Annotated in this window: 9 protein-coding genes; 6 read left to right on the forward strand and 3 right to left on the reverse strand. The window is 60.9% G+C overall.

All coding sequences use genetic code 11. The features are described 5' to 3' along the window. Positions 1-14: 14 nt before the first annotated feature. Positions 15-770 carry a polysaccharide biosynthesis/export family protein gene (locus tag JNN07_10325; GenBank protein ID MBL9168125.1) on the reverse strand — a complete coding sequence of 252 codons (756 nt, stop codon included), beginning with the start codon at positions 768-770 and terminating at the stop codon, positions 15-17. Positions 771-1,855: 1,085 nt separating this feature from the next. Between JNN07_10325 and JNN07_10330 the strand changes: the two genes are divergently transcribed. Together JNN07_10330 and JNN07_10335 are read left to right on the forward strand one after the other, a co-directional pair. Next, the gene (locus JNN07_10330; protein MBL9168126.1) at positions 1,856-8,443 is read left to right on the forward strand and encodes an amino acid adenylation domain-containing protein; all 6,588 of its coding nucleotides are present in this window, start codon (positions 1,856-1,858) and stop codon (positions 8,441-8,443) included. A gap of 25 nt (positions 8,444-8,468) precedes the next feature. Continuing rightward, positions 8,469-11,018, forward strand: coding sequence for a hypothetical protein (locus JNN07_10335; protein ID MBL9168127.1), 2,550 nt, complete (start codon positions 8,469-8,471; stop codon positions 11,016-11,018). 97 nt (positions 11,019-11,115) lie between these two features. On the opposite strand, the gene JNN07_10340 is transcribed toward JNN07_10335, so the two are convergent. Then, positions 11,116-13,416, reverse strand: a complete 2,301-nt coding sequence (locus JNN07_10340) for a right-handed parallel beta-helix repeat-containing protein (protein ID MBL9168128.1) — start codon at positions 13,414-13,416, stop codon at positions 11,116-11,118. Positions 13,417-14,244: 828 nt separating this feature from the next. On the opposite strand from JNN07_10340, the gene JNN07_10345 reads away from it, so the two are divergent. Then, complete coding sequence (locus JNN07_10345; protein ID MBL9168129.1) at positions 14,245-15,756, forward strand: right-handed parallel beta-helix repeat-containing protein; 1,512 nt, start codon at positions 14,245-14,247, stop codon at positions 15,754-15,756. A 628-nt stretch (positions 15,757-16,384) separates the two neighbouring features. Here JNN07_10345 and JNN07_10350 read toward each other — a convergent pair. Beyond that, a complete protein-coding gene (locus tag JNN07_10350) occupies positions 16,385-17,515 on the reverse strand; it encodes a hypothetical protein (GenBank protein ID MBL9168130.1) in 1,131 nt (376 codons plus the stop codon). Positions 17,516-17,788: 273 nt separating this feature from the next. On the opposite strand from JNN07_10350, the gene JNN07_10355 reads away from it, so the two are divergent. The 3 genes from JNN07_10355 to JNN07_10365 are packed head-to-tail and all read left to right on the forward strand — an operon-like array spanning position 17,789 to position 21,324. Beyond that, positions 17,789-18,823 carry an SDR family oxidoreductase gene (locus JNN07_10355; GenBank protein MBL9168131.1) on the forward strand — a complete coding sequence of 345 codons (1,035 nt, stop codon included), beginning with the start codon at positions 17,789-17,791 and terminating at the stop codon, positions 18,821-18,823. A 58-nt stretch (positions 18,824-18,881) separates the two neighbouring features. After that, on the forward strand, positions 18,882-20,306 hold the full coding sequence (locus JNN07_10360) for an MBOAT family protein (GenBank protein MBL9168132.1): 1,425 nt from the start codon (positions 18,882-18,884) through the stop codon (positions 20,304-20,306). Between the two features lie 10 nt (positions 20,307-20,316). Further along, positions 20,317-21,324, forward strand: coding sequence for a hypothetical protein (locus JNN07_10365; protein MBL9168133.1), 1,008 nt, complete (start codon positions 20,317-20,319; stop codon positions 21,322-21,324). Positions 21,325-21,916: the final 592 nt, after the last annotated feature.

The following is a 21,916-nucleotide window of genomic DNA, read 5'->3' on the forward strand; positions in this document are numbered from 1 at the left end:
AAGGCAGGATCAGCTCACCATTTGCGAATAGGAACATAGATGACATCCTCGGGCTCAACCGTCACATCGTTCTCGGATCGGCCCTTCTTCAAGACATCCAGAATGTTGATCACGGTCGTCTTGCTCGGCGTGCCCTTGGGGCCGCTGCGAACCAGCTTCACATTCTTGCCATCGGCAAATTCCGTGAACCCGCCTGCGTTGAGGATGGCCTTGCTGACGGTCCAACTCTCGCCGGGAGGAATGTCCTGCGGCCCTTGGCGGAGAACGTAGCCCGCGACGTGCACTCGACGGCCGCTCATGGTTTTGTTGAGCAGATGAATCCCCAGCACCACCGTCGCTCGAATGTAGGTGGTCTCTTCCAGACGCACCTTGATCTCCTCGGCCAGCTGCTTGCAGGTTTTGCCGAGTGCCGGCACCAAGCCCAGTTCCGGGACGTCTAGCTGTCCGGCATCGGTCACATTCAGCACTTTCGCCAACTCCTGGTCCTCCACCACCCGGAAAATCACCGAATCCCCCACGGCCAGCTTCTGCTTGTCATCCATGACCTCCGGGACGGGGGCAGGAACTGCCAAAGCGCTGATGGCGCTCGGCACGGGAGAGCCGAGCGGGCTGGCGGCGGGCGCGCTCGCCGGGGTCGGGATGGCGCTCGCCTCTCGCCCGGCTTCCGCAGCGACCATGTCACCCAAGGTGAGTTGGAGCAGAAGCAGGCAGGCATAAAGCGTCGGAAGCCCCAACGCCCATGAACTGGAAGGACAAGGCTGACGTTTCATGATTAAATCGATCGGTTGGAAAAACGGTTCAAGGGTGCTACCTTTGCCAGAAAGCCAAATTGTCGTCAGCGTCAGCGAGCCAGCTTCGGTAAGGTGCGCGGACAGCCGCCGGACCGACGGCGCCTGAAATGGAACAGGCACCCGGTGTCCGAAGCACCTGACCGGAAGTTGACGGCACCTGACCGCGACAGTCAACTGTCTTGCGGACCCAGACCCGCGATTGGCTAATCATAAACATGAAATCTGCTACAATCTTTAGGACCTTAACAGTTTTCCTCCTGGAACCGGGACGGTTCACCCTTCGTTAACGGCTAAAGTAAGTGCCAAAATTTGAGAGACACTCCGTGCCCGTCGATTCGCAAAGCCAATTAGAACCCGGCGCGATCGACTTGTTGTAAACTATTGCTGCAAAATGTTTTAGATCACGATTAGTGAACTTGAAACGAGCCAAACTCACTCGCTCTAAAACCGGGACGCAGCCCGACTGCCGCCGTCCACAATCTCGTCGTATCGCACCATACCTTCCATCGGCAAGTTTCTCAAACTACTGATGCCGCATTTTGATGCACTACGAACGAACCCAGGAAGTCCTGAAGACTGCCACCCATCGAAGCCCACGGGGGAACCGGAGCCAGAGGCGAGATCCGTAAAAGCCATGATGGGGAGACAGAAGCGCTCCAGGGGGTGTTCAAACTGGCGGGGTAGCGGGCGCGAGAACCCTGGACGGACGGCAGCCTGATTTCTCCCTTTTCTCCTTGAATCCTCCCCCCACACCAAGAAGAATCTATCTAGGAAACAAGGTGAATTCGTGCACTTTGAGGATTAGGATATTCCGAATATTGCCGAAGATCATTACTGTGACGTTCGCGTGTAACGACAAAGGCATGTTTCGGTTGAATGAAGGACTATCTTGGAAGGAATCCCGGGGCTCATCACACAGACAGAGAGTCAGGCAGTTCCTGCCGAGCGTACCCCCTACCCAAACAGCCTACGCCGAGGTGTGAGGGCCAAAAGCCTCTTCACTCTCGACCCTCAGAACGTCTTAGTTCGGGACACTTTATTTCCAGTTCGGTTGATCGCTTCCGATGAAATCTGAGACTGCAACTCGTGGCTCGAGCGGATCTGGGTCTAGCGCGCACCTTACCAGCGAGTTAACAGCACTGTTCAGCGAGCTTTCCGGTTTGGGCGCGGCCGACCTGGCTCCTGAAACGACGTTCATGGAGCTTGGCCTGGACTCTTTGTTCCTCACCCAGGCCAGCCAGGTGCTGCAAAAACGATTCGGGGTCAAAATCGCTTTCCGCGATCTGATGCAGGATCTTGCCAGCATTAGCGCTCTGGCGGCGTTCCTCAGCGCCAAGCTCCCTTCCGCGGGCGACGCTCGTCCCGCCCCGGCCCCGACGACCGCCCCCCCGGTGGAAACCACCGTCACGGTGAAAGCCCCGCAGCCCGTGGCACCACAACCCAGCGGCCCACCGGCGTCGACTCCGGTCCCGACAGCTTCCCGACCGAGCGCACTGACGCTGACCAACGAAAGTTTGACGGCAGCTCCCGGCGACGACCCGGTGATCGAGCGGGTGATCGCTCAGCAAATGGCGATCATGCAGCAACAGCTGGACCTGTTGAGAGGACGCGCGGCGGCGGACCGTTCCCTGGGCGCGCCGGCACGGCGCGAGCCGGAGCCCGCCTCTCCCCCGTCCGCCCCCGCTCCCGCCCTGGCCAAACCCAAGGGCAAGAAGGCCGAAGCCGCTGCCGATCTTAAACGCTTCGGCCCCTTCAAAGGCATCGAACTCGGACCGAAAGGGGGCCTGACCCCGCGCCAGGAAAAATCGCTGAATGAGCTGATCGAGCGCTACAATCGTCGGACGCCCAGCTCGAAGACCTACGCCCAGAAGCATCGACCCTATTTCTGTGATCCCCGGGCGGCGGGAAATTTCCGCCTGCAGTGGAAGCAGATGGTGTATCCCATCGTGTGCGCCCGCTCGAAGGGCTCCAAGATTTGGGACATCGACGGCAACGAATACGTGGACGTCACGCTGGGCTTCGGCGCCAACTACTTCGGACACTCCCCGGACTTCGTGGTGAAGGCCCTGGAGGAGCAGCTGGAGAAGGGATTCGAAATCGGCCCGCAATCTCCGCTGGCCGGCGAGGCAGCCGACCTGTTCTGCCGCATGACTCGCATGGAGCGAGCCACGTTCTGCAATACCGGATCGGAGGCCGTAATGGCCGCCATCCGCATTGCGCGCACCGTGACGGCGCGCGACACCATTGTTTATTTCTCTGGTGACTATCATGGCATTTTTGACGAGGTGTTGGGCAGGCCGGCCACCATCGAAGGGAAGCCGGGAGCCTCGCCCATCGCCCCGGGCATCCCACCGCTGCCGAACGTTCTGATTCTCGAATACGGCAATCCGGCATCCCTGGAAACGATTCGCGAGCGCGCCGCGGACATCGCGGCGGTGATGGTCGAGCCGGTCCAGTCCCGGCATCCGGATCTGCAGCCGCGGGAATTCCTGCATCAGCTCCGCAAGCTCACCGAGGAGCTGGACATGGCGCTGATCTTTGACGAGGTGGTGACGGGCTTCCGGGCCGCGCCCGGCGGAGCCCAGGAATACTTCGGCGTCCAAGCCGATCTGGCGACCTACGGAAAAGTCATTGGAGGAGGAATGCCGGTCGGCATCCTGGCGGGCAAGCGGCGGTTCATGGACGCGCTGGACGGCGGGATGTGGGACTTCGCCGACGGGTCATACCCCGAGGTGGGAGTCACGTTTTTCGCCGGGACGTTCGTGCGTCATCCGCTGGTGCTGGCCGCAGTGAATGCCAGCCTCCGCTACCTGGAGCAGGCTGGACCGGAGCTGCAACGGAGGACGACCGAGAAGACGGCGAAGCTCGTGCGGCGGCTCAACGACTATTTCACGTCCATTGAAGTGCCCATCCGGATCCAGTCGTTCAGCTCGGTTTTTTACTACGACTTTCATCCGGATCTCAAATACGCGAGCCTGTTGTTCTACCATCTGCGCGATCGCGGCATTCATGTCTGGGAGGGGCGCGTCGCCCAGATTTGCACCGCGCACACGGAGGAGGACCTGGAGAAAATCTTCCAGGCCTTCAAGTCTTCGGTGGAAGAGATGCAGGCTGGCGGCTTCCTCCCGGTCCGCGACCCCGACCCGGGCGCCAAGGCCGGCGTGAGCCCAGCGTCCGCCCCGGGCCGAGTCGCGGCTGCCTCCGGGGAGGCTTCCCTTCCCCCGGGAGCGGTGCCTTTGACCGAAGCCCAGAAGGAAATCTGGATTGCGGCCCAAATGGGCGAGGACGCCAACTGCGCCTACAACGAATCCTCCTCGCTCAGGTTCAGCGGCCCGCTGGACGTCGGCAAGTTCCGGAAAGCGCTGCAGCAGTTCGTCGACCGTCACGACGCCTTGCGCAGCCGCTTTGGAGCCGGTGGCGATTACCAGGCGTTCCTCGATCAGGAGATTGTCTTTCTCCGCGAATGGGATCTCACCGGAGTTTCCGGGGATCAGCAGGCGGCTCAAATCGAGTCGATCATCGCGGACGACATGGCCACGCCCTTCGATTTGGTGAGGGGGCCGATGTTCCGCATGCAGCTGCTCAAGCTGGGCAGCGAGCAGCACCAATTTCTGTTCACCACGCACCATGCCGTCTGCGATGGCTGGTCCTTCGGCGTGGTGTTCCACGAGATAGCGCAGTTCTATACTGCCCTCATGCAGGGGCAGTCGTTGACCCTGCCTCCAGCCATGCAATTTCGCGAGTTCACCGCCTGGGCGCGTGAGCAGCAGGACTCCGAGGAGGTCCGCCAGGCGGAAGCCTTCTGGATTAAGCAGTTCGAAGGGGACTCCATCCCGGTCCTCGATCTGCCCTACGACCGTCCGCGGCCGCCGGTAAAGACCTACGTGGGCTCGTTCCTGGTGCGGCGCTGCAATCCGGACCTGTTTCGCGACCTGAAGAAGACCAGCGGCCAGATGGGGAACACGCTGTTCAGCACGCTCTTCGCGGCCTTCACCACCCTGGTGCACCAGCTTAGCGGGCAGGACGACATCGTGGTCGGAATCCCAGCCGCCGGGCAAACCATCGTGGGAAGCAACGACCTGGTGGGACACTGCCTGAATTTCCTTCCGGTGCGCAGCGCCGTGGACGGCGCCAAGCCCTTCGCGGAATATGCGGCGCAGGTCAAGACCGAGGTGCTCGATGCCTACGAGCATCAGAACTACACCTATGGAACCCTGCTTGGAAAGTTGAAGATCGAGCGCGACCCCAGCCGGCTCCCCCTGCTGTCCGTCCTGTTCAACATCGACCGACGAGGCCTCGATCGTCTGAATTTCTTCTCGCTCAAAACTGAGCTGATGACGAATGCGAAGCAGTTCGTGAACTTCGATCTGTTTTTCAATCTGGTTCAAGGGGACCACACGCTGGACCTCGAGTGTGAGTACAACACGGATCTTTTTAACCGATCGACGGTGGAGCGCTGGCTGGGCCACTTTGAAACCTTGATGGCTCGCATCGTGCAAAACCCCAAGCAGCCCCTGGGGTCGATGAGCCTGCTCAACCCGGCGGAGCGCGAGCAGCTGCTGGTGGACTGGAATCGCACCCAGCGCGCCTACCCGAAGGGGTCGACGATCCATGGCTTGATCGAAGCCCAAACCCTGCGCACGCCGCAAGCCATCGCGGCGATCCACGACAACCAGGAGCTGACTTACGAGGAGCTGAACCGGCGAGCCAACCACTTTGCCCGCCAGCTTCAGCAGGACGGGGCCCGGCCAGACAGCCTGGTCGCGCTCTGCGTCGAACGAAACCTCGATCTCGTCATCGGCACGCTCGCCATTCTGAAATCAGGAGCGGCCTATGTGCCCCTGGACCCCGCCTACCCGCGCGAGCGGCTGGCCTCGTACCTTCAGGACAGCGGAGCGCCGATCATCCTCACCCAGAGAAAGCTCGCGTCGTCGCTCCCTCCGCACCGCGCCAAGGTGCTGTTCTTGGATGAGCCCGTCCCACCGGGGTCCATCGCCAACGCCCTCGGCGGCGCCTCCGAGTCGCATCTCGCCTATGTGATCTACACCTCCGGCTCGACCGGCCAGCCCAAGGGCGTGGCGATCGAGCATCGACAGGCGGCCAACTTTATCCACTGGGGCAAGGAGGCGTTTAGCGATGAGGAGATGGCCGGGGTGCTCGCCTCCACCTCGATCTGCTTCGACCTCTCGGTGTTTGAGCTGTTTGTGACCCTGAGCCGCGGGGGCAAAGTGCTCATCGCCGAAAACGCCTTGCAGCTGTCCCTGCTCCCCGCGCGGGATCAGGTCACGCTCATCAATACCGTTCCTTCGGCCATCGCCGAGCTGGTTCAGGAACAGTCAATTCCTTCGAGCACCCAAGTGGTGAACCTGGCCGGAGAAATTTTGGCAACGCCTCTGGTGGACCGCATCTACGGCCTGCCTCACATCCGGAAGGTTTACGATTTGTATGGCCCTACGGAGACCACCACCTACTCCACCTGGACGCTGCGGCGCACCGGCGAGCGAGCCACCATCGGCCGGCCCTTGGCCAACACGCAGGTCTATGTGGTCGATGCGGAACTGCGTCCGGTTCCGATCGGGGTCACCGGCGAGCTGCTGATCGCCGGCGATGGGGTCGCCCGCGGCTACCTGCATCGCGCCGACCAGACGGAGCTCAGATTTATCCCCAACCCGTTCGCGGAAGCGGGCGCGCGGGCCTATCGGACCGGCGACCTGGCCCGCTATCGGGAAGACGGGGAGCTGGAGTTGGTCGGGCGGATGGACAATCAGGTCAAGCTGCGCGGATTCCGGATCGAGCTGGGAGAGATTGACTCCTTGATCCGGCAGGATCCCGAGGTGATGGAGAGCGCGGTGATTGTCCGCGAGGACGAGCCGGGCCAGAAACGGATCCTCGCCTACGTCAGCGCCCGATCCGGCGCCGGCACGCCGAACGCCCGATCAGCCGCGCAAGAACTCGAGCAGCTATGGCAATCCCGCTGGGAGACGCTTTTCTCGCGCGCCGTCGAGGAAGTGAAGGGCAAATCCAAGAAGCCCGAGACGGTGGATGCCTTGATTGCCGGCTGGACCGGACTGGAGAATCCGGAGTTCCAAACTGCGGAGTGGGTCGAGACGACCGCCGCACGAGTTCGGGCGCTGGCGCCGAGGCGCATCTTTGAGGCGGGCTGCGGATCCGGCCAGCTGCTGCTGCGCCTGGCACCCGAAACGGAGTCGTATTGGGCCTCCGATCCCTCGCCCTCCGCGATCGAGATGATCGATCTCGAAATTCAGAGCCGCGGGCTGAAGCACGTTCATCTCTCCCGGGGCACGGCGGACTCCCTCGAGGGCGCTCCCCACGGCGGATTCGACCTCTTTATCCTGAACTCCGTCTCGCAGCATTTTCCCGATACCGACCATTTCATTCGGGTGATTCAGGGAGCGCTCAAACTTCTCGCACCGGGCGGACGCCTGTTTATCGGCGACGTTCACAGCCACAGCCTGCTGGAGTGCTTCCACACAGCGGCGACCCTGAAGAGCGCCCCTGCCGAGCTGACGGTGGATGACGTTCGACGTCGGGTGTGGCACCAGGCCAGCCACGAGCTGGAACTGGTGGTCGATCCCGAGTTCTTCGAGGCGCTCCCGCGGCTTCTCCCGCAGATCACTGCGGTGGACGTCCAGCTCAAGCGTGGTCGCCAGCTCAGCGAGACCACCCAGTATCACTACGACATCGTGCTCCACACCAGTTCGGAGGTGGAGCAGCTGCCGGTCACCGAGTGGCATGATTGGTCAGACGAAGGCCTGAGCCTGGATCGCGCGCGATTGTTGCTGGGCCGGACCTCGGCAGCGCCGGTTGGATTTCGGCATGTGCCGAACGCGAGGCTGTCGCGGGATGTGCACATGTGGCGGTGCCTCAAGGAGGCCCCGCCGGAGCAGACCGTTCAGCAACATCTTGAAAAGACGCCCACCGAGCATCTCGGCGTGGACCCCGAGGCGCTGTGGGCTTTGGCTGAGGATCTGCAGTTGCAGTTGGACATCCGGCCAGGCGGAGCGGATCGGCCGGGTTTGATGGACTTTGTTTTCTCCCAGCCGCCGCAGGCAGGGCGCACCGTGCTTCCGGCGTTCCGCGAGGCGAGTGCGGGAGGCGGAAGCGCCGTGAACCTGCAGAGCTGTTCGAACAACCCGGCCCGAAACCTGGGCGAGTTGCAGCTGGCCAAGCGTCTGAAGGAAAGCCTGGCGACCAAGCTGCCGGAGTTCATGGTGCCCTCCGCCATTGTGGTTCTCCGGGGCATGCCTCGCACTCCCAATGGCAAGATCAACCGACGCGCGCTACCGCGCCCGGCGCTCGATCCCGGCAGCCAAGCCCACGAGTTTGTGGCTCCCAGCAACCCGTTGGAAGAGAAGCTGGCGGCGATTTGGAAGGATGTTTTGGGCTTGAGCAAAGTCAGCGTCCGGGACAATTTCTTCGAGTTGGGAGGCGACTCTCTGTTGAGCTTTCGGGTCGCCAGCCGCGCCAGCCAGATCGGGCTGCCGTTGACTCCACGAATGTTCTTCAGCTACAAAACAATCGAGGGGCTAGTCCAGGCAGCTCAGAAATCTGTGTCGGAGGGCGGCCCCACCCTGAAGCAAGGAGTTCGACGGGTTTCCAGGGAAGGACGTAAACAAAAGCTAAGCTCCTAGTTAAAAGCGGGTTTCGGTCATTTGAGTGGAAACAAAGCATGAGTTGCGGGGACGATCGGGTGATGAGCCCACGGGCGCATCTACCGAAGAGGTAGTCATTTTTCCAGCCACCACGGCCCAATGCCGATTCTGGTTGCTGGACCGTCTCATGCCGGGAGGGCATCCCGCCCTCAACGTCCCGCTCGCCGCCCACCTGGCCGGCCCCCTGGATCTGACCCGCCTGGAAGCGGCTTTGAATGCGATCCTGGTGCGCCATGAGATTCTGAGGACCAGCCTCAAGACCCAGGCGGGGGAGGTGGTTCAGGTGATCCACCCCAGCAAGACCATCCAGCTGGCGACGACCGACTGCACGCAGTGGTCGGAGGACGAACAAGAGGTGCGCTTGCATGCCGCGATGGTGCAGGAGGGCAGCCTCCGGTTTCAGCTGACCGAAGCGCCGCTGTTGCGGGCGCGGCTGTTGAAGCGCGGAGAGTGGGACCATGTGCTCCTGCTCACGACGCATCATGTGGTCTGCGACGGCTGGTCCCAGGGCATCCTGCTTCATGAGCTGGCCGCCACCTATTCGGCGTTGGCCACGGGCTCCCAGCGTCCTGAGCTTCCCCTTCAATATGCCGACTTTGCTCATTGGCAGGAGGATTGGCTGCGTTCCGAAGAGGCGGCCGATCAGCGTGACTACTGGACCGGCCAGCTGAAGGAGCCGATCCCGTTGGTCAATCTGCCCACGGATCGGCCCCGTCGACCCGGACGCAGCTTTCCCGGTGGACTCTGCACTCGGCTGGTCGATCAAGCGCTCGCCGACCAGATCAAAGCTTTTTGTCTTAAGCAAAACCTGACGCCGGCCATGGTTTACCTGGCTGCCTATGGGCTGCTGCTCCGCGCCTATTCCGGCAACGATCAGATTCTCACAGGTTCCACGGCCGCCAATCGGGGACAGACGGAGCTCGAGGATTTGATCGGCTTTTTTGCCAACCCGATCCTGGTTCGATTGGATTTCTCCGGCAACCCGACCCTCAAGCAGCTCCTCCGGCGGGTGCGCGAGCTGTCTCTGATGGCGTTTGCCAACCAAAGCTACCCCTTCGAGAAGGTCGCGAGCGGAATACCGCCTGCTCCTCACCAAGAATGGCTGCAATGGCTGCAGGTGTATTTCGTTTACCAGAAGACGTTTCTCCGCCCCCAGGAGATGGCGGGGGTCCAACTCACTCCCATGCACTCCGTCACTTGCGGAGCGCTCTTCGAGTGGACGCTGGTCGTCATCGAGAGCGAAGAGGGCATCCGGCTGCAGCTGGAGTACGATACCCATCTCTTCGACGCTTCGTCGATCGAGCAGGCCTTCGCTGATTATGAGAAGATTTTAACCTCGTTCCTCAGCGTCTCCGATCTGCGTCTCGGGGACATGGAGGCGTTGGCGGGGATCGCGCAATCACGACGAGCGCGCGGAGGCGCGCCGGCCGCAGCCATCGAACAGCCCGCGGCCAAGCCAGGGGCGGCCAGCGCTCCGAGCCTGGGAGTCGTGCAGTCGCCCCGGCCCACCCCCACCCAGCTGTTGTTGGGCGACCTCTGGCGAGAGCTGCTGGGAGTCGAGACGATTGGGACGGGAGATTCCTTTTTCGAGCTGGGCGGAAAGTCTCTGGCCACCTTGCGGCTGGTGGCCCAGATCGAGGAAAAAACCGGCCGACGGATCTCGCCGGTCCAGCTGCTCGAGCATCCCACGCTTGAATCCTTGGCCCAGTGGCTGGATCGCGAGAAAATCCAGAACATCCCTCGCGGGCTGCTCCCACTGCACGCGGAAGGATCACTTCCTCCGCTCTTTTTCGTGATGGAAGGTGGGACGGACGCCAGCGAGTTGAAAGGCCTGGCTGCACGGCTGGGGGCGACACAGCCCTCGTTTGGCGTTCCCATTCAGGCGACCCGTGACGAGCTAAGTCACCCGGAAAAGGCTGTCGCGCTGGCTCAGCAAAGCCTGCAGGAGATCCAAGCCTTCCAGGCCAAGGGGCCTTATTTCCTGGTGGGAGATTCCTTTGGCGCCGCCGTTGCCTACGAGATTGCCCGACTGCTGGTGGCAGCCGGCGAGACCATCGGCTTGCTCGCGATCATCGACAGCGCCGCACCGTCCTACGCGAACTCGGCGGAAGGGGCGCCGGCTCCGAACTCGCCCGCGGCCATCATCCCCAAACCCTCGTCGCCGTCCAAAGGCAAAGGCTTCTATTCCAAGATTGTCGGGCTCTGGAAATCACCCGGAGCGGCCGAGGATGAGCTGCGTCCAGAGTCTGGCGAAGAGGCCGCTCCGCACGGTGCCGACGCCGCGCGCGCCGGCGGCACGCTCAAACCTTACAGCGGAAAGCTGGTGCTGCTGCGGGCGGCCAACAACTCGGCCAACTCCGCGCACGATCGCACCGAAGGTTGGGGCCAAGGCGCCCGCGGAGGTGTCGAAGTGATTGAGATCGCCGGTCCAGCGGGAGCACTGCTGAAGGAGCCAGCGATTCAACGACTCACCGAACCGCTGCTCGCCAAACTCCGCGCCGCCCAAGGGAACAGTGGCGAAGGGTCTCATTCGGGGGAGAAAGCTTCCGGCTAGCAGCCTGTCGCGACGTTTCCTAAAAGATAACTCAGCAGAATCGGGCTCCACAGCCGGACTTACGTCCGGTCGTGACAAGTCCGACAGGCTGCTAGGTTTAGGGAGAGCCGGTCGGACTGATCCCCACCACGCGATAGAAGCCGTGCCGGTTGCTGGAGGAGATCATCACATAACCCGCCGAGGACAGATCATTCCATTGACCGCTCAGACCGTCGGATTCCTGGAGAACGCCCGGCTGAACCCACAGCAACAACAGCGTGTTGGCGTCCACCTGATGGGTGGTCAACACGACCTCGTTGCAGCTAAACTTCACCGGAATGATCCGGCTTGGCCGCTGGCATAGATCAAGGACATCGGACGTCGTCAAAGTGTAGGTCGCCAAGGGATCGAGATCCGTCACCGAAACGGCAAAAGTCCGGCCATCAGCCTGCGCCTCGACATTGGAGACGGTGAGCGGGGGAACAAACTGGAAATCCGAGGCCAGGCGCAAGCTCTCCGAAGACACGAGTCCGGAGAACTCCACCCAGATTTTCCCGGTTTCACAACGCACGGTTTGAATGCGAATCTGATTGGTAGGACATTCCACCACCCCCATCTCGACCAGTTCGGGATAGTCTCCGGCGGCCAAGGAAAGCGCCCTCGAGCCCGTCCCGGGCGAGGTCTGAATCCATCCCGCCCTCGCCTCCAAGGCCAGTTGATAGTCACCCGGAGGCAGATTCGCCCAGGCGAATCGACCACTCGCGGCCGACGCCACCGCCCCGCTGGCAGCACCCGACAGCTCGAGGTTCCAGGCTGGGAGCAGACTTTCGCCCGAATCGCGAGTCCCATTCGCGTTGGCATCACGGAACACCGCGCCGGCGAAGGCGCTTAACGAGGGATCGTGAGCCTCCGGACGAGCCCAGTAGTCGGGCCGAGCCCCCGGGGCGGCGGAGGACGGCTCCAAAATACGGACATCGGCCGCGAGCGCCGGATCGTAGGCGAAAGCTCCCAGATCGGTATGGGCCGCGGGATTCTGAGCGCCACCAAAAAAGTCCACTGACACAGGCCAGGGGTCCGGCCCCGAAGCGGCGCGGGCGCGGCTGTTCGACCGCAGCCAGTAAAGCCCACGGGAGGGGTCGACAAAACCCGGATCCGCGGCGGTAAAATCGTTGGGAAGCCGGATATCGCCCACGTTCCCTGGCTTGTTCATCAGGTTATAGCCGCCCTCCAAAGTGGTGTTTACCTGGATCGCAACCACCGGATGCCAAGCCGGCCCGGCGGCCAGGATGTTATTGTAAAGGAAGGTGTGGCCGTACTCGATGATCAGGCAGTAATCCAGACCCAGCAGAGTGTTGTTGAACACGAAGTTTGTCAGTCCGTCCGCCGCCCACAGGGTCAACGGACCCAGCCCGTTGCCGTACACCAGATTGTTGTGGAACATGGCCTGGTCGTTCTTTCCAAACGAATCGTAGATTTGCACGCCCCAGCCGAGATTGTTCCGAATCACATTGCCACGAATCACGACATTGGTGCCGCTGGCGTAGATCCCGTGATCAAAGCGGATCTGCATGCCACACTTCTCGATCAAACAGTTCTCGATGAGCGTGTCGTTGTAGTTGTGCGAAGAAATACCCTGCCCCGTGAAGAGGCCGCTGGTGTTGGTCACGGCAAAGGGATGTCCGCGACCCGCATTCTCGATCCAGCAACCGCGTATCGTGGAGTGGCTGCCCCCGAGCTTGATGCCGTCGATGTGCGAGGACGCGATGTGAATGTCTTCGATCAAGAGATCATCGACGCCATCGAAGACATGCACTCCGTGGGTGTAGGGAGTGCCGACAATCTTGGCACCCCACTTCGTAGTCGAGCGAAGGGTCCACCCATGATAGCTGACGCGAATGGACGGGTACGTCCCGGGCATCAAGTTCAACGTGTTGGAAGGGCCGATGACCGTCAGCGCCTGACGCAAGGTCCAGGGCGAGAGCGGCGACCGACCGGTGTTGGTAGCGGAGCCGCTGGGAGAGATATAATACTGCGTGCCTCCGGACCTGACGCTTAATTTGGCCGGGGCGGAATCGACGAACCCCAAACCATTGCTGACCTTGACCCGCACTTCCGCGCCACGGTCCGAAAGCTGGCAGTTCTGGCGCACATACATCGGACTGTTCGTGCCCACCGGCTCACCATTGAACGTCCACGCGTACTCCAGCGTCGGCGCACCAAAGGCCACGACCACAAAGGTGGCGTCATCCCCATCGATCACGGCTTCCTCCTGAGGCTGACGCACAATCACGGGAGCCTGGGTCAACAACCCAGGCGGGTCGGCCGCCACCACCGGCCCGGCGGGGCATACCCACACCCCCAGCCAAATCAGCCAGAGCGGGACGACACCAAGAATCGAGTGTGATTTCAGGGGAATCATTTATCAGGGACACGGTTACAACTTCACGAAGCGAACACTCAGAGCGATAGCTCAAGGCGCGGGTCTAGAGTGAAGCAAAAATTAAGACTTTGGGCCACCCTCAAGCCGACCTCCGCAACCAATAATGGCTCAAAACGTGACATAGGGGAATCTCCCCTCAGGGGTTGTAGTCGTCAATAGACAATTTTCAGCCGGGCCGAGGGGTGTGAGGGGCCTTGAGCACCAACGGTGCGTGCCATCCGAGCCGGGGGTGACAACCCCAGGTGGCCATCCCCCCTTCCATCCCGGGCTGAAAGCCCGGCCTGAGGCCACCGCGTCCGTCGCGAATTTTCACCTGACGCCGATCCACCCTCACCCCGTCTAGATCACACCGAAACCGGGACTTCCTGAAGAAAAAGTCTTGGAGAACTGGGAAGGCGTGCCTATATATGAATGGAACCAAACGCACCGAATGCTGAACCCGCTCCAACCGCGCCGGATGAAAGCTGCCTGAATCTTCAGTCGTTTCCTCAGACTTCTACGGTGAGATGTGAATCCGATTCTGACGTGATGTATAACTGCAAGAGAGGAGCGCAAACTCCTCGAGATCCCAAGTCGCCACCTGGCCGTCCGATCCGATCCCCTGACCGGGACTGGATCGATGCTGGTCGGTTTTGGGACAGTTGCAGCGCGCCGACGCGGCGTGCCGTCGCTCTCGCCTTCTCGTTCGTGGGACGCAGGCTCTTTCCGCCTAGGCACTTCGATGCGCAACACCTCGGCGACCACCGTTCGCGGCATGCGGACTGCTCGCGGTTCTTCAGTGCTTGGGAGCCAATGTCATCATCCGCCATGAAGAAGTTTTTCACCATTTGCCTCTGCCTCGGTATCGCGGCAGGCCTGTCCTTCAACGGGTCGAGGCTCGTCGCGGCCGACAATCCCGTTCTCCCGCCCAAGCAGCTCAAGGTGGTGAACAGCGACGTTCCAGGAATTCTGGTGCAGCCCACCAATCAATATGCCGATGCCGGTCGGAGCGCCACCTTCACCGTGACCGCCACGGGGGACGCACCCCTGAGCTACTCCTGGACCTTCAACGGATCGCCGGTGGGCACCGACAGCCCGACCTACGTCCGGAGCAACTGCCAGGTCTCGGACAACGGAGGCAGAATCCGAGTGACCGTGCGCAATGCGCGCGGCTCGGTGCAGAGCACCATCGCCATTCTCACGGTGAGATGGACCGGAACCAACTACTACGTCTCGCCCAGTGGCTCCGCCGGGAACAACGGCCTCAGCCCCAGCTCGCCCTGGTCGCTCAGTCACGCCATGGCTCAGGTCGGCGTGTCCAACACCATCAATCTGCTCCCGGGAACTTATCCCACGATCTACATCTACAAGCGGGGCTGCACCGTCCGCTCCACGGTTAAATGGGGAGCCAAAGTGGTGGGATCCCCGGGTTCCCACGCCATCTACTCCGCCGACGGCATTCACAATGTGATGGTCGAAGGGGTTCATGTGCAGTCCTCCTACATCGATGGCATCAAGATCAATGGGACCAACTCGACCATCCGCGGCTGCTGGATTCAGAACGCCGGGCGAGGTCACCCCAGCGCCGTCCAGAACAGCAATGGCTCCTACACGGGCCAGGGCATCTCGGCTTATAACCTGCACGGAACGGTGATCGAGCAGAACCTGATCGAGAACTGCGGCATGAACACGCGCAAGGACCACGGCATGTATGTCAGCGGGACCAATCTGGTCATTCGTGGCAATGTGGTTCGCAACAACCTGAGCTGGGGCATCCAGGTGTATGACTCCTACGGAGACTGCCGCAACGTGGTGGTTAACAACAATCTGGTGTATGGAAATGGGGTCGGCGCACTGACCATCTGGAGCAAGTACAACCACACCAACTATATTCTCAACAACACGCTGATCGCCTCGGAGTATTGCGTCATTGCGGAGAATTGCCGGCTGGTCGTGGCGAACAACATCATCATGGCCGGCCCTTCCTGGTACCCCTGCCTGGCGGGCCCCAGCGGCACCATCATCTACAGCAGCAACAATGTCTTCAACAAGCCGTCGTCGGCCGGGGATCCCCGCACGGCCTCCGACCTGGTAACCTCGAATCCGGGATTCCTCAATACCGCCCGGGGGCTGTATTGGCTCACCTCCTCCAGCCCGGCGCGAGGACGTGCCCGCAAGGTCACGGCGTTCAACTACCCCAACTTCTTCGCCGACGCCGATCTCGGATCGGCCTCCCGCGACGCTGGAGCCTTCGAGTACGATCCTTCCTACGCCGGAGACACGCGCGTGTTGGCGCCCTCGCCGGCAGTGCCCGATTACTGGGCCCGGGTGTTGAACTAGACTAGCGTCATTTCCCGCGGTCCTCACACGAAGGCCGCTGAGGTCACAGAGGCGAAGCGGGGAACCGAGGGTTGAACCGCAAAGGACGCGATGTGGGAAGGGGAAGGAGACGGAATGGGCGGCAGATTGCACATTGCGAATTGCTCATTGCTCATTTGTCATTGCCGAGAAATGAGACCCGCTGCGCTCGGGGAATTATCCGAGCACGGAAAATCCTACGCCCCATTGTGCAATGTGAAATGAGCAATGAACAATGTGCAATCCCCTGCTCCCTCTGCTCCCTCTGCTCCCCGCCGACCTTTGCGAGCACCAACGCCACTAGGCTTTCCGGAGTGGGACCGAGGGTTGAACCGCGATGTGGGAAGGGGAAGGAGACGGAATGGGCGGCGGATTGCACATTGCGAATTGCTCATTGCTCATTTGTCATTGCCGAGAAGTGAGGCCCGCTGCGCTCGGGGTTGGGGCAGGCGGGCGACGCTACAATTGATAGGGGCCGTGTCGGGGTCCCCAATGTGCAATGTGAAATGAGCAATGAACAATGTGCAATCCCCTGCTCTCCCTGCTCGCCCTGCTTCCTCGGTTCCCCGCCGACCGGAGTGCGGCCTGCGCACTCCGGTCCGCGTTGGCCTTACGGCAGGACGCGCAGGCGATAGAGACGGATCGTCCGGTTGGCACCGAAGATATCATCCACAAACACTTCTCCCGATTCTCCCGGGGTCGTGACCGCGATTCCCACCGCCACCCACTCGATCTGCGCCTTGGCTTCGTTCAGCCGCTCCACCTGATAGGCTTTCCATCGCTGCGCTTGAAACCGCAGCCGCACATCGGCTCCCACAATCTCAACCGAACTCAGCGCCAGGCGGCTCTGCGGATTCTTGGGATCGGTCGCGGCTTCAAACTCGTCGAGGTTGCCCATACCGTCGGAGTCGGAATCGATGCCGGCATCGGCGGCGCTGTTCGGATTCAACCCGTAGCGCGTCTCCCAATCGTCCGGAAGTCCATCCGTGTCCGTATCGATGACGGGCGCATTCACCAGACAGAAATCCACGGTCGTGATGGGCTTCGTTCCGGTGTACAGCACATCGAAGGTGCCGTCGCATTTACCGGGTCCCTTGCCGGGAGGGAAGGTCGAGGTGTCGACCTGCACCAGCACATCCGTGTTGCTGATTGGGGGAGTGAAGCTGTAGCGACCGGCTGCGTCGGTGTTGGTGGCAATCACCGTGGTCCCGCCTCCCGGGGTAGGATAGGAAAGTCGCACCGTCACGCCCGGAACGCCCGGCTCATTGTCCTCCTGCAGGCCGTTGTCGTTCCGATCCAGGAATACAAAGTCCCCAATCAACGGCAACGGCGTGGCGCAATCCAGGTTCTTGTAGAGGGTTAGCTTGCCATCAATGGTGGCTTCATACCCGGCCGCGATTTCATCGCAGGAAAAAATCAGCGGCGTCGGGCAGCCGGGATACGACACCCGCATAAAAACTGGGATCGGGGTGAGATTACCCTGAAACTCGCCTCCAGGCAGGCCATCGTCCTCGTCCTCATAGCGGAGATGGTAGTTGAAAATAATACCGGGCTGAGTCAATTGGGAGACGAGCACCACATTGTCGCTGCAGCGGACCGCTTCCACCAGCAGCCCCGAAGTGGGAATCTGATTCATCGTAAGCACACCGCAAATATCGATATAACGAACGGTGGCTTCAGCGGGTTTGGATAAGAGGGCGAGGGTAGTAAGGGCGAGTACGAATGTACGAATGGTTGTCATGATTTTACGATCCTTTCACGTGCGAGCGAAGTATGTCTAGCAATTGGACAGCCAATAAGCAACTTCGAATGCTGCGGAGGCTTGGTTTTTAGTCTGGCCCCACCCCCACTGTTCCCTAGTATCAACTGGGTCTATCGCGCCGCCGAGCGCCGGGGCCTAAAATTGCCCCTATACCCGGGCCGTTTGCAGCCGATAATAGCACTGGTTGGTGTGTGCGGGTGATCTCGCCGGGCCGGCCAGGCCTCGGACCCGTAAAGTCTGATTTTCAACGCAATGAATAATAGGTACCAAGAAGTTTGTGAGCAGCTGGCTCGGAAGCCGGCCCGTTGGCTCGTGACCGGAGCGGCCGGCTTTATCGGCTCCAACCTGCTGCAAAAGCTGCTGTCGCTCGATCAGGAAGTGGTGGGACTCGACAATCTGTCGACCGGGTTCACCAAAAACCTCGACCAGGTGCGGGGGTTGGTGACCCCCGCTCAATGGGCGCGCTTTCGCTTTGTGAACGGCGACATTCAAAACCTCGAAACCTGCCGCGAGGCCTGCCGCTCCGCCGACTATCTCCTGCACCAGGCAGCCCTGGGGTCGGTGCCCCGGTCCATCGAGGATCCGGTCACCAGCAATGCCTCGAATGTGGACGGCTTCGTCAGTATCTGCTGGGCGGCTCATCTCGAGAAGGTGAAGTCCGCCGTCTATGCCTCCAGCAGCGCGGTCTATGGTGATCATCCCGCCCTGCCCAAGCGCGAGGAGGCGATCGGCGAATCCTTGTCCCCCTACGGCGCCACCAAGCTGATGAACGAGATCTATGCCGGGGTCTTCTCCCGCTGCTATGGGATGAAGCTCACCGGTCTGCGCTACTTCAATGTGTTTGGCCCCCGCCAGGATCCCGATGGCGCCTACGCGGCGGTCATCCCGAAATGGATTGCGTCGATGATTCGCAATCAGCCCATCCAGATCAATGGGGATGGAGAGACCAGTCGCGATTTCTGCTACATTGCTAATGTGGTCCAGGCCAACATCCTGGCCGCCACCGATCCGGGTCTCCCGACCGGGCATCGGGTGTTTAACGTCGCTCTCGATCAGCGTTTGACGCTGAACCAGCTGTTCCAGCTGCTGCGCGAGCGCCTGATGAACGATCATCCGCACCTGAAGAAGGTCGCCCCGCTTTATGCGGAATTCAGAGCGGGCGATGTGCGCCACTCCCAGGCGGATATCTCACTGATTCGCAAGGTGCTCGGCTACGAGCCCACCTATAATGTCAGCGCGGGTCTCGACGAAGCGCTTTCCTGGTACCAGGCCAACCTCAAAGGTTAGCCGATCGATTTGGGCAATCTGACCTACCCAATCTGAAGCCCGCTGGCCGCCGAAGCTTATGCTTTTCACATCGCTCGATTTTGCATGGTTTTTGCCGTGCGTCTTCCTGCTGTACTGGGGACTGGGCGCGAATCGGCTCAAGACCCAGAACTTTATCCTGCTGGTGGCGAGCTACGTCTTCTATGGCTGGTGGGATTGGAGATTCCTGCTGCTGCTCTTTTGCAGCTCCGTGCTGGATTTCACCGTGGGATTGGGTTTGGGTCGGCTCACGAATCCGAAGCATCGCAAAATGCTGTTGGGGGTCAGCATCACGGCGAACCTCACCGCTCTCGGCTTCTTCAAGTACTTCAACTTTTTCGCGGCCAGCTATGTGGATCTGCTCCATAGCCTGGGCTTGCAGGCCAATCCGGTGTCCCTGTCCGTCATCCTCCCGGTCGGCCTCAGTTTCTACACCTTCCAGAGCATTAGTTATGGCATCGATGTGTACCGCCGGCATATCGAACCGACCAAGGACTGGCTGGCCTTCCTGGCCTATGTCAGCTTTTTCCCACAATTGGTGGCGGGGCCGATTGAGCGTGCCTCGCATCTCCTGCCGCAGTTCAAATCCATTCGGACGGTGGGCCCCGACCAGCTGATCGACGGCGCCAACCAGTTTTTATGGGGCATGTTCAAGAAGCTGGTTATCGCCGACAATTGCGCGGTGATCGCGGATCGCTCGTTCGATAACTATGGCAGCATGACCTCGGGGGAGTTGATCGTGGGCTTGCTTTGCTTCAGCTTCCAGATTTACGGGGACTTCAGCGGATACTCGGATATGGCGGTCGGGACGGCGCGGCTGTTTGGATTCTCGTTGATGCGAAACTTCCGGCTGCCGTATTTCTCCCGGGATGTCGCGGAGTTCTGGCGGACCTGGCACATCTCCCTCTCGTCCTGGTTTCGCGACTACCTTTACATCCCGCTGGGAGGCAGCCGGGGTGGCAAGTGGAAGAGCGTTCGCAACACGCTGATCGTGTTTCTCGTGAGCGGTCTGTGGCATGGGGCCAACTGGACTTTCGTGATCTGGGGTCTGTTGCATGCCCTGTACTTCATGCCGCTGCTGCTCACTGCGCGGAACCGGCAGCACACCGAGATGATCGCTCCCGGGCGTTGGCTGCCCTCGCCGGTTGAGGTGCTGCATGTGGTGTCGACGTTCTGTCTGGTCTCCTTGGCCTGGGTCTTTTTCCGCTCCATGAGCTTTGGGGATGCCATCGGTTACTGCTGGCGAATGGTCACGGACGCCCGTTTCGTTCTGCCGGAAGGCACTGGCAAGTGCTTCGTCTTTGTGCTGATCATGCTGGCGATGGAATGGGTTAAGCGGACCGAGCTGTATCCGCTGCGCATTCAGGGGCGGCTGGCGTCGGTGGTCGCCTTCGCGACGGTCACATGGATGGTTCTGATTTGGGGAGCCTATGGTGAAAAGAAATTCATCTACTTTCAGTTCTAAGCTGCGGAGCGTGGCTCTGTTCCTGGTGGTGTTCTTCCTCGTGGGGGAGGTGCTGCTGCGGGTCGATTCTCAGCTGCTGAATTGGGATCAGGGCGAGGTGAATCTCAAGAACGAGCAGCGGACCAGCACGATTCTCACCGAGGTGGAGTCGGGCAAGTATCACGCTCAAGAGGGCGAGTTGCGCATTCTCGTGCTGGGCGATTCCATCATGTATGGGGCCGGAGTTCCGTTTGAGAACACGTTCTCGCAGACCTTGGAGAGCAAGCTTCGCGGCCTTCCCGCCTTCCAGGGCGGTGTCCGGGTCTTGAATGCCAGTCGCCCGGGTAACAACACGCTACGGAATCGCCTCGATTTCGAAAAATATTGCGACCTGTTCCAGCCCTCGATCGTGATTCTGGGATACAATCTCAACGATGTGTACGGGGTCCAGACCAACGAGACTGTTGCGCCTGCGCCTACTCCGGCGGCGGTGGCGGTGGCGGCGGCGGCCCCCGTGGCGACCGAGAAATCCTTGGACCGGGTGCGCATGCTGCAGCAGCTGATCTTCTCCTCCAAGGTGGTGGGCTGGACGCTTCCGAAAGTGAACTTGGAGCTGAAGCTCCGGGGCGTGGTGATGCCCGGCTCGGAGTTCGACCATATGATTCACCAGTCGCATCAGAAGGGGTACCTGGGATGGGAACAAAGCCAGCCGCATCTCCAGTTCATGATCGATTACTGCCAGCGCCGAGGAGCGATGTTGATCGGGTATTTGATCCCGGAGTTCAACATGATTGACCGTTACTCCTTCTTCAAGGAGGCGCATCAAATCATCAGCGACTTTTTCACCCAACGCGGCGTGGTGGTGGTTCAGGGAGCGGAGCCTTTTCTAACGCAGGACATCGATTATCGGTCGCTGGCAGTCTCGCGTCATGACGGCCATCCCAACGCCAAGGCTCACGGCATGATGGCTGACCATATGGTGCGCGTCATCCAGGAGCGATGGCCCGCACGCCGCGCCGCTCCCGCCGCGGCTCCTTAGAACACCAAAGGTCGGCGGGGAGCGGAGGGAGCAGGGGGAGCAGGGGATTGCACATTGTTCATTGCTCATTTCACATTGCACATTGGGGACGGGAAATGGGCCGTAGGATTTTCCGTGCTCGGATAATCCCCCGAGCCCAGCGGGCCTCATTTCTCGGCAATGACAAATGAGCAATGAGCAATGAACAATTCGCAATGTGCAATCCGCCGCCCATTCCGTCTCCTTCCCCTTCCCACATCGCGGTTCAACCCTCGGTTCCCCTCCGGAAAGCCTAGTGGCGTTGGTGCTCGCAAAGGTCGGCGGGGAGCCGGATTGCACATTGTTCATCGCTCATTTCACATTGCACATTGGGGACCCCGACACGGCCCCTATCAATTGTAGCGTCGCCCGCCTGCCCCAGCCCCGAGCGCAGCGGGCCTCATTTCTCGGCAATGGCAAATGAGCAATGAACAATTCGCAATGTGCAATCCGTCGCCCTTTCCGTCTCCTTCTCCTTCCCACATCGCGTCCTTTGCGTCCTTTGCGGTTCAACCCTCGGTCTCCGCTTCGCCTCTGTGACCTCAGCGGCCTTTGTGTGAGGACCGCGGGATTC

Source organism: Verrucomicrobiales bacterium (assembly GCA_016793885.1).
In the GTDB taxonomy this organism is placed as follows: domain Bacteria; phylum Verrucomicrobiota; class Verrucomicrobiia; order Limisphaerales; family UBA11320; genus UBA11320.

What these genes read in the sequence shown, in the direction of transcription:
- JNN07_10325 (MBL9168125.1), bottom strand. Translation starts at nt 770, where the DNA reads ATGAAACGTCAGCCTTGTCCTTCCAGTTCATGGGCGTTGGGGCTTCCG.
- JNN07_10330 (MBL9168126.1), top strand. Translation starts at nt 1,856, where the DNA reads ATGAAATCTGAGACTGCAACTCGTGGCTCGAGCGGATCTGGGTCTAGC.
- JNN07_10340 (MBL9168128.1), bottom strand. Translation starts at nt 13,416, where the DNA reads ATGATTCCCCTGAAATCACACTCGATTCTTGGTGTCGTCCCGCTCTGG.
- JNN07_10345 (MBL9168129.1), top strand. Translation starts at nt 14,245, where the DNA reads ATGAAGAAGTTTTTCACCATTTGCCTCTGCCTCGGTATCGCGGCAGGC.
- JNN07_10350 (MBL9168130.1), bottom strand. Translation starts at nt 17,515, where the DNA reads ATGACAACCATTCGTACATTCGTACTCGCCCTTACTACCCTCGCCCTC.
- JNN07_10355 (MBL9168131.1), top strand. Translation starts at nt 17,789, where the DNA reads ATGAATAATAGGTACCAAGAAGTTTGTGAGCAGCTGGCTCGGAAGCCG.
- JNN07_10360 (MBL9168132.1), top strand. Translation starts at nt 18,882, where the DNA reads ATGCTTTTCACATCGCTCGATTTTGCATGGTTTTTGCCGTGCGTCTTC.